General features: G+C 51.2%; 8 protein-coding genes. 1 reads left to right on the plus strand and 7 read right to left on the minus strand.

What is annotated here, in order from left to right; all coding sequences use genetic code 11:
• The 7 genes from purL to ACTHS3_RS08515 all read right to left on the minus strand — a co-directional run.
• A partial coding sequence (gene purL, locus ACTHS3_RS08485) for a phosphoribosylformylglycinamidine synthase (protein WP_440367678.1) occupies nucleotides 1–3,285 on the minus strand: 3,285 nt, incomplete at its 3' end.
• 307 nt (nucleotides 3,286–3,592) lie between these two features.
• On the minus strand, nucleotides 3,593–5,593 hold the full coding sequence (rep, locus tag ACTHS3_RS08490; protein WP_070625566.1) for a DNA helicase Rep: 2,001 nt from the start codon (nucleotides 5,591–5,593) through the stop codon (nucleotides 3,593–3,595).
• A gap of 90 nt (nucleotides 5,594–5,683) precedes the next feature.
• Nucleotides 5,684–6,619, minus strand: coding sequence for a dihydroorotate oxidase (locus tag ACTHS3_RS08495; protein WP_070625564.1), 936 nt, complete (start codon nucleotides 6,617–6,619; stop codon nucleotides 5,684–5,686).
• A 227-nt stretch (nucleotides 6,620–6,846) separates the two neighbouring features.
• Nucleotides 6,847–8,028 carry an aspartate aminotransferase family protein gene (locus ACTHS3_RS08500; RefSeq protein ID WP_070625562.1) on the minus strand — a complete coding sequence of 394 codons (1,182 nt, stop codon included), beginning with the start codon at nucleotides 8,026–8,028 and terminating at the stop codon, nucleotides 6,847–6,849.
• Between the two features lie 112 nt (nucleotides 8,029–8,140).
• On the minus strand, nucleotides 8,141–9,085 hold the full coding sequence (locus tag ACTHS3_RS08505; RefSeq protein WP_004520340.1) for a class I SAM-dependent methyltransferase: 945 nt from the start codon (nucleotides 9,083–9,085) through the stop codon (nucleotides 8,141–8,143).
• A 15-nt stretch (nucleotides 9,086–9,100) separates the two neighbouring features.
• On the minus strand, nucleotides 9,101–9,493 hold the full coding sequence (locus ACTHS3_RS08510; protein ID WP_004520341.1) for a hypothetical protein: 393 nt from the start codon (nucleotides 9,491–9,493) through the stop codon (nucleotides 9,101–9,103).
• A gap of 21 nt (nucleotides 9,494–9,514) precedes the next feature.
• Complete coding sequence (locus ACTHS3_RS08515; RefSeq protein ID WP_004520342.1) at nucleotides 9,515–9,718, minus strand: hypothetical protein; 204 nt, start codon at nucleotides 9,716–9,718, stop codon at nucleotides 9,515–9,517.
• A gap of 115 nt (nucleotides 9,719–9,833) precedes the next feature.
• Between ACTHS3_RS08515 and ACTHS3_RS08520 the strand changes: the two genes are divergently transcribed.
• The coding region (locus ACTHS3_RS08520; protein WP_440367680.1) for a DEAD/DEAH box helicase at nucleotides 9,834–9,994 on the plus strand (161 nt) is incomplete at its 3' end.

Consider the following 9,994-nt stretch of genomic DNA (forward strand, 5'->3'; position numbering starts at 1 on the left):
GACGCGGCCTGCCATCAGGTCGGACATATGCACGTCGTAAGCATCGAATCCGGCGCGGGTGAAGGCGGCGGCCATTTCGATTTGTCCGTTCACGCCCTGTTCGCGCAGGATGGCGATTTTGGGTTTCGCGCCGCTGTTGACGAAAGGCGCGGCGATGTCTTCGTTCACGTCGAACTTCACGTCGGCAAACAATGCGCTGCGGTCGTTGTCGTCAATCAGGGCAAACTCACTGTCGGCGCAGGCAGGGTTGTCGCGCAGACGTTGAATGGCGTGGCTGGTTTCCTGCCATGCGCGTTGCAGGTCGGTAAGGGATTGATTGAAAATTTCTTCTCCTGCATTGATGACCATATGGCCGCTGTCGGCAAACTCTCCCAAATAGTGCAGCGTGAGATTCAGTTTCTCGCACAAATTGAAAATATATTCGTGGTCGGCAGCGTGAACAGCAATAACGGCTCCTAATTCTTCGTTAAACAGGGTAGTTAGGACAAATTTTTGCCATTCTTGAGACGAGTAATACTCGTTTTGAACGTTAATATTTTTACTTACCATTGTCAGCAGGTCGAGATTCATGCCACGGCGAGAAGCAAATGCCATTTCTGCCAGAGTCACAAACAAACCGCCGTCGCTGCGGTCGTGGTAGGCCAGCAACTTATCTTCTTGAACGAGTTGCTGAATTAACTGATAAAACGCTTTCAGATGGCCTGCATCAATATCAGGTGCTTCGCCGCCGCTTCGGTTATACACTTGAGCCAGTGCAGACCCACCCATACGGCACTTGTTGTTGCCTAAGTCAATCATCAGCAGAATAGTGAATGAATTGGCATTGTCTTTTAATACGGGCGTAACGGTTTTGCGTACGTCTTGAACTGGCGCGAACGCGGAGATAATCAGGCTCAACGGCGAGACGACAGATTTTTTCTCTTCGCCGTCCTGCCACACGGTTTTCATTGACAGGCTGTCTTTGCCTACGGGGATGCTCAGATCCAATGCCTGACAGGCTTGGGAGACGGCTTCGACGGTGCGGTAGAGTTTTTCGTCTTCGCCTTCGTTGCCACACGCCGCCATCCAGTTGGCGGAAAGTTTGATGTTGCCGATGTCGCCGATGTTGACCGCCGCGATGTTGGTGATGGCTTCGCCGACGCACATTCTGCCTGAAGCAGGCGCGTCAAACAGGGCGACGGTCGGTTTTTCGCCCATAGACATCGCTTCGCCGCGATAGGTATTGAAGCCCATCATGGTTACGGCGCAGTCGGCTACGGGGGTTTGGTATTTGCCGACCATTTGGTCGCGGTGGGTCATGCCGCCGACGCTGCGGTCGCCGATGGTAATCAGGAAGTTTTTGGCGGCTACGGTAGGCAGGCGCAAAACGCGGTAGGCGGCTTCGGTAATGTCGATATCGCCGGCGTTAAAGGGTTTTTCAGACGGCGTAACTGTTTTGTCGGTACGCGTGGTTTTGGGCGGTTTGCCGAGCAAGACGTTCAGCGGCAAATCGACAGGGTTGTTGGAGAATAAATCGTCGCGTACTTTCAAATGACCGTCGTCGGTCGCTGTGCCGACTACGGCAAACGGGCAGCGTTCGCGTTCGCAGATGGCGCGGAAGGTCTCCAAATCTTTTTCCAAAATCGACAACACATAACGCTCTTGCGATTCGTTACACCAAATTTGCAATGGGTTGAGGCCGTGTTCTTCCAGCGGTACTTCGCGCAGCTTGAATACCGCGCCGCGTCCGGCATCGTTGACGAGTTCGGGGAAGGCGTTGGACAAGCCGCCTGCGCCGACGTCGTGGATGGAGATAATCGGGTTTTTGTCGCCAAGCTGCCAGCAACGGTCGATGACCTCTTGCGCGCGGCGTTCGATTTCGGGGTTGCCGCGTTGTACGGAGTTGAAGTCCAAAGACGCGTCATTTGTACCGGTATTCATAGAAGAAGCCGCGCCGCCGCCCAAGCCGATGAGCATGCCCGGGCCGCCCAGTTGGATCAGCAATGCGCCTTCGGGAATTTCGTCTTTGTGTGTTTGTTGTGCCTGAATGCTGCCTAAGCCGCCGGCAATCATAATCGGTTTGTGATAGCCGCGAACCTGACCGTCAAACTTCTCTTCAAAAGTGCGGAAGTAGCCCAAGAGGTTCGGACGGCCGAATTCGTTGTTGAACGCTGCGCCGCCGATGGGGCCTTCGATCATGATGTCTAAAGGAGAAGCAATATGGCCGGGTTTGCCGTAGGCTTGTTCCCAAGGCTGCTCCAAGCCGGGGATATTCAGGTTGGAGACGGTAAAGCCGGTCAAGCCTGCTTTCGGACGTGAGCCTTTACCTGTCGCACCTTCATCGCGGATTTCACCGCCCGCGCCCGTCGCCGCACCGGCAAACGGCGCGATGGCGGTCGGGTGGTTGTGTGTTTCCACTTTCATGATGATATGGGTGTCTTCTTCGTGGAAACGGTAGCCTTGGTTTTCCGCCGCATTCGGATAGAAACGCTCGATTTTCGCGCCTTCAATCACGGACGAATTATCTTTATAGGCAACGACTGTGCCTTCGGGATGCGCGTTGTGTGTATCACGAATCATGCCGAAAAGGGATTTCGGTTGTTTTTCGCCGTTGAGGATGAAGTCGGCGTTGAAGATTTTGTGGCGGCAGTGCTCGCTGTTTGCCTGAGCGAACATCATCAATTCAACATCGGACGGATTGCGGTTTAAAGCCTGATAGTTTTCAACCAGATAATCGATTTCGTCGGCTGAAAGCGCCAAGCCCATTTCGGTATTGGCTTTGACCAATGCTTCTTTGCCGCCGCCCAATACATCTACGCTGGAGAAGGTTTCCGATTGGATGTGGTGGAACAGTTGCGCCGCTGCATCGATGTCGGTCAACACGCTTTCGGTCATGCGGTCGTGCAACAGGGCTGCCCATTGTTGTTTTTGCCCGTCGGTAAGCGCACCTTCCAACCATACGGCCATGCCGCGTTCGATACGTTCAATGCCTTCCAAACCGCAGTTTTCCGCGATATTGGTTGCTTTGGAAGCCCAAGGAGAAATGGTGCCCAAACGGGGCGTTACCAAAAATAAATGCAAGCCCTCGCGCGCTTTGGGCGTTTGTTCAACGCTTTGCGCTGCCAGTAAGGCTTGCAGTTTTTCGACTGTCGCGGCATCAAGTGTTTTTTCGCTACCGACAAAATACCAAAATTCGCTGCTTAATTTAACTTCGGGCAGGCCGAGGGCGGCTGCTTTTTGGAAGAGTTTTTCAACACGGAAATCGGAAAGGGCGGTTACACCGCGCAAGGGCAGAACAACAGACATGGATTCAGCTCACAAAATGCAGTTGGGGAATCCGTTATTATACCTGAAAAATGCAATTTTGCTTGTGAATTTATACTTCAAGTGTTGACAATTTTTGCTTGTAAATTGAAGGGGGATAAGGCAATCGGGTCACCTGCTTTTTTTATTTTGTAGCTGATTATTCGATTATTTTTGTTTATTTTTGAAGAATCGAGAGAAGTGGGAACGGATAGGCGTAACGATATAAAGTGAAAATTATTTGATTGTCGTCTTTGACATTTTGCTGACAATAAGGCCGTCTGAAACCTTACTTTCAGACGGCCTTGCTTTATCCTTTTCTTTTGTTTCCCAGCATATCCAGCAATCCTGCCAGATTGCTTTTTCCTTCTTCCTTGCTCACAATCGGCTCTCCGCCTTTGCGGCCTAAAATCTTGATGTCTTCCTGCGGCATTTCGTCTATGAAGCGGCTTGGCTCGGGGAATTGCCATGTGCCTTGTTTTTTGCGTTTGAGGCAATGAGTCAGCGTAAGCTGGCGTTTGGCGCGGGTAATGCCGACGTACATCAGGCGGCGTTCTTCTTCGACATTGTCTTCTTCGATGCTGTCGTTGTGCGGCAAGATGCCTTCTTCGCAACCGACAAGGAAAACGTAGGGGTATTCCAAACCTTTGGAGGCGTGAAGAGTGGAGAGTTTGACGGCATCGACTTCTTCTTCGCTTTTGCCCTCTAAAAGCGTCATCAGGGCGATGGTTTGGGCAAGCTCGATGATGTTTTTGCCGTCTTGCTCGCCTTTGCGTTCCAGCCAGCCGGTCAGGTCGGTAACGTTACGCCATTTGATTTCACCTGCTTTGCCTTCCTCATTGACCAGCAAGTGGTTTTCGTAGTCGATTTCTTTTAGCAGGTTATGGATAAGCTCGCCTGCTTCGCTGGTTTCGGCTTTGGTGCGGTAGTTTTCAATCATATCCATGAAGGCTTGCAGGTGTTGGCGGTTGGTATGGTTCAATAGGGCAAGCGCTTCTTCGGTTTGCGCGGCTTCATATAGGCTGCATTCGTGTTCGTGCGCGTAGGTGTTGAGCTTGCCCAGTGTGACGTCGCCGATGCCACGTTTGGGCGTGGTGACGGCGCGCAGGAAGGCGGGATCGTCGTTGGGGTTGGCAAGCAGGCGCAAATAGGACAAAACGTCTTTGATTTCGGCTTTGTCGAAAAAGCTTTGCCCGCCGGAAAGTTGGTAAGGGACGCGCGCACTGCGCAAGGCTTCTTCAAAAATCCGCGCCTGATGGTTGCCGCGGTATAACACGGCAAAATCGGCGTATTGGGTTTTGTCGCCACCGACCAGCTTTTGCTTGACGATTTGGCTGACGACCCAGTCGGCTTCGTGTTGCTCGCTTTGGCAGGCAACGACTTTGACGATTTCGCCTTCGCCAAACTGTGACCAAAGTTTTTTGGTAAAGAGTTTGGGGTTGTTTTCAATCACTTTATTAGCGATTTTGAGAATCCGCGCGGTGGAGCGGTAGTTTTGCTCCAGCTTGATAACCTTCATCTGCGGATAGTCTTCCTGCATTTTGCGCAGGTTTTCCATGTTTGCGCCGCGCCATGCGTAGATGGACTGGTCGTCATCGCCGACGGCGGTAAACATGCCTTCCGCGCCGGTCAGAAGCTTCATCAGGGTGAATTGGCAGGTATTGGTGTCCTGACATTCGTCAACCAACAGATAACGCAGCCGCCGCTGCCATTTGTTGCGCACTTCGCTGTTTTGCTGCAACAGCACGGCAGGCAGGCGAATTAAGTCGTCGAAGTCCACCGCCTGATAGCTTTGCAGGGTTTCCTGATAGCTCGCATACACGCGCGCTGTTTGCTCTTCCCACACATTAGCGGCCGTCTGAACTACTTCTTCAGGCGTCTTTAAATCGTTTTTCCAAAGGGAAATTTGATGTTGCGCTTTGAATATGGCTTCTTTGCCCGTACCGCCCAAGAGTTCGCCGATGATTTTTGCGCTGTCGGTAGAGTCGAGAATGGAAAAGTTTTTTTTATAACCGATATGGTTCGCTTCTTCGCGCAAAATCTTCATACCCAAAGAGTGGAAGGTGCAAATCGTCAGCCCGCGCGTTTGCGACTTGGGCAGCATTTTAGAGACGCGCTCCTGCATTTCCGTGGCGGCTTTATTGGTAAATGTAATCGCTGCAACGGTATGCGGCAGATAGCCTATATTGACAATCAAATGCTTGATTTTTTGCGTAATCACACCGGTTTTGCCGCTGCCTGCGCCGGCAAGGACGAGCAGGGGGCCGCCTAGATATTTGACCGCGGCTTGCTGTTGGGGGTTGAGTTTCATTGAAGGGGAAGACGGGTAATGTGGGGAGCAATTATACAACAAGGCCGTCTGAAATTTTCAGACGGCCTTGGGCGTTTTTTAGAGTAAACCTTATTCAAAATATTTCAATTTGCCTTTGAAGTCTTCCAGCTTCTCATAGCCTTTTTGCGCCATGATGGCTTTTAATTCAAGGGAAACCCGTTCAAAAATACCGACGCCTTGCTGGTGTAGCGCCGTGCCGATCTGCACCATGCTTGCGCCGCACAAGATGTGTTCAAACGCATCACGGCCGCTGTAAACGCCGCCGGTTCCGATGACTTGGATAGACGGATCCAGTCTTTGATAGAACGCGTGGACATTGGCGAGCGCAGTCGGTTTGATGTATTGGCCTCCAATGCCGCCGAAGCCGTTTTTCGGGCGGATGACGACGGATTCGTCTTCGATATACATGCCGTTGCCGATGGAGTTGACGCAGTTGACGAGTTTTAGGGGATAGCGGTTGAACACTTTCGCCGCTTGATCGAAATGGGCAATATCAAAATACGGCGGTAGCTTGATGCCCAATGGCTTGTCGAAGTAGGTAAAGGCATTATCCAAAATCATCTCGGTTGTTTCAAAGTCGTAGGCGATTTGCGGTTTGCCGGCGACGTTTGGGCAGGATAGGTTGAGTTCGGTAATGCCGTTAAACCCGCTATTTTGCACTTTTTCCAACAGGATATGTGTTTCGCCGGGAGACAGACCGACCAGTGATAGGAAAAATGTCCGTTCCGGCTGAGACTCTTGAAGGGTAAGCAGGTAATCCAGATAGTAATCAATGCCTTGATTCGGCAAACCCATCGAATTGATGCTGCCGAGAGGCACATCCCGATAACGCGGCTTGGGGTTGCCTTGACGAGGGGTAAGCGTTGCGGTCTTGGTAATGAAAGTGCCTGCCGAAGACTGTCTGACCACTTCCAATTCCTCAACAGTCATACATGACACACCAGCGGCGTTCATCAGGCAGTTGTCAAAAGAAAAACCGGCGATTTGGGTTTCCAATGATACCATCTCCTGCTCCTTTTCTTCGCAAAATCAAATTGTTTGCCAAGCGTAACACGAAGAGGCGGTACGATTTTTAACAAACATCAAATGACAAAGCATGTAGGCGGATGTTGTTTTCAATATTGAAAAAAAGGCCGTCTGAAAAACTCAAAATAGTCTTTCAGACGGCCTTTACTAGATGGCATTAATAGAATCAAAAGCTGTCGGCTGATTTGGATATTGGGTTTTAAAAATCAGGCCAACCATTCGGCCAAGGCCGCTTCAAAACGTTTCAAGCCTTCGGCCATGTCTTCATCGTTCAACAGCAGGCTGGGGGCGAAACGCACCACATTGGCGCCGGCAACCAGTACCATCAGACCGTGTTTTAAAGCGGCGGCGGTGATTTCAGATGCCTTGCCTGCGTATTTGTCTGCCAACACGCAGCCGAGCAGCAAGCCCATGCCGCGGACTTCTTTAAATACGCCGGTCTTTTCACCCAATTCACGCAAGGCCGTCTGAAGTTTTTGGCCTTGTTGTTTAACGTGTGCCAATGTTTCGGACGCATTGATGATGTCGAATGCACGGCTGCCGACGGCGCACGCCATCGGGTTGCCGCCGAAGGTCGAGCCATGTGTTCCGGGGCCGAAGGTTGGGGCGATTTTATCGGTGGTCAGAATCGCGCCAATCGGGAAGCCGCCGCCCAAGGCTTTGGCGGAGCTGATGATGTCGGGTGTGATGCCGTAATACTCGTAGGCAAACAGTTTGCCCGTATGACCCATGCCGGTTTGCACTTCGTCCAAAATCAGCAAGGCGCCGTGTTTGTCGCATAAACGGCGTGCGGCTTGCAGATATTCTTGGGTGGCAGGCAGGATACCGCTTTCACCTTGAATCGGCTCGATAATCACGGCGCAGGTTTTGTCGCTGATGGCTGCTTCCAATGCGGCAACATCATTGAAGGGAACGTGGGTAATGCCGGCCGGAAGCGGCGCGTAGTCTTTGCTGTATTTGGGCTGGCCGCCGACGGATACGGTAAACAGGGTGCGGCCGTGGAAGCTGTTGAGGCAGGAGATGATTTCGGTTTTGTGTTCGCCAAAATGATCGCGGCCGTATTTGCGCGCCAGTTTCAGTGCGGCTTCATTGGCTTCCGCGCCGGAATTGCAGAAAAACACTTTGTCGGCAAAGGTGTTTTCGACCAGTTTTTTGGCCAATTCTTGCGCCGGTTGGGTGGTGTAGATATTAGAAATGTGCCAGAGCTTTTGCGACTGCTCGGCCAAGGCTGCGACCAAATCGGGATGGCAATGGCCTAGCGCGTTCACAGCAATACCGCCTGACAGGTCAATGTATTCTCGTCCTTCGGTATCCCAAACCCGGCTGCCGAGCGCGCGTTCCGGAATCATGGGGGCGAATGAGAAATTGGGCGTCAGGTAGTTTTGCATGTTCTTTTCCTTTTGATATTGTCAACAATTTCTTCAATTATGCGCCTATTGATTGAGAGATTCAATATGGTAATCAGGCCGTCTGAAAACTGGCTTTCAGACGGCCTGATGCTTATTTATGCTTGATTTCCCAGCATTGATGGATTTTTTTGTTGCGGAAATCGTCGGGAACGGACTGCTTGGAAATGTCTTTGACGGTGTATTGTTCCGCGACCGAATCGTCCAACACAAAACTGCGCAGGTTGTTGGAGAAATACAGAATGCCGTCTGAAGCGAGCAGGCTCATTGCGCCGTCAATCAGCTTTTTATGGTCGCGCTGGATGTCGAGGATGTCGAGCATCTTTTTGCTGTTGGAAAAGCTGGGCGGGTCCATGACGATCAGGTCGAACTTTTTGCCTTCGTCTGCGGCATTTTGCAGGTATTGGAACACGTCGGCGCGGACGATTTTGTGTTGCTCAAGGTCGATGCCGTTGAGTTCGAAATTGCGTTTTGCCCACTCCAGATAAGTATTCGATAAATCGACGGTTTCGCTGGATACTGCACCCCCGGTTGCGGCATAGACGGTGAAGCTGCCTGTGTAGGAAAACAGGTTGAGGAAGCGTTTGCCCGCTGCGGTGTCGCCGACCTTTTTGCGCGTATTTCGGTGGTCGAGGAAAAGGCCGGTATCGAGGTATTTGTCGAGGTTGACCCAAAACTTGCGGCCGTTTTCAGTGATGACGAAATCGTCGCCGGTTTTGCCGGTTTTTTCGTATTGCTGCAAGCCTTTTTGACGTTCTCGGCGTTTGAGGTGGATTTGTTCGGGCGCAAAACCGGTCACAAAACCAATAGCTTCCAATACATCGGCAAGCCATGCTTCGTATTCTTCGGGCTGCATCAGCCAGCCGGTATCGTATTCCTGAAGATGGATTTGGTCGCCGTAAACATCGACGGCAAAGGGAAATTGGGGAATATCGCGGTCGTAAATGCGCCAGGCTTCGATATTGTTGCGTTTGGCCCATTTCATAAGATGTTTGATGTTTTTGCCCAAGCGGTTGGCAAAGGGGGTAATGTCGGTCATGGTTTTCAGACGGCCTTATTGGGGAAGTTTCCAGAATTGATCAGTAGGGACGTAGGCGTGGCGGTCAAGCATATAGAGAATTGTATCGTCAGGCGCAACTATGGTGGCACGGTCGGTCTTGCCTTTAAACGGGAACACGATTCGTGCTTCCGAGGCGTTTTTGATGTCGATGCCGTAGCTGGTTCTGCCGCTTTCTAATTTGTATTGGTTTTGAGTGTATTCGTAAACGGTTTCTTTGCCTTTTTCGTCTTTGACAGTAAAGCTTTTTTCGGCAAAGGTGATTTCGGCTTTGCTACCGTCGGACGCAACGGCCTTCCATTCGCCGCGATAACTCTCCGAGCCACTGCACGCGCCAAGCAACAGGGCGGCAGCAAGTGCAGGTAATAAGGCGGTTTTGAAAAACTTCATGTCGGATTCATCCGTGCTGATTCAATAAAACGGCATTATAGCTTGATTTTGCACTCGCAGCCTGTTTTGCTTGACCTGGGCGGTTTTCTCCTTTATTATCCGCCCTTCGCCTTTTGATACGAAGCCATCGTCATCCAACCTAAACCGCCGTTTCGGGCGCGTTTCTTTTATTGCTTGCATATTTGCAAAGCCTTTTCTGTGCAGGTTGTCGTCGATGTTAACCACAAGCAAGATGCTTGCGACAACCCTGTAACTTCACATTTCCCGTATCGTTACTTTCCTTTGCTTCAGGTCGTCTGAAATTGTTCAGGCGTGCGCGTTGTTGTCTCTTAGGATAGATATGTCTATTAAATTTGCCGATTTGAACCTTGATAAAAACATTTTGTCTGCCGTAAGCAGCGAGGGTTATGAAAGCCCGACCCCGATTCAGGCGCAAGCGATTCCGTTTGCTTTGGACGGCCGCGACATTATGGCTTCGGCACAAACCGGTTCAGGCAAAAC

The sequence above is a fragment of the Neisseria sp. P0009.S007 genome, assembly GCF_051962515.1.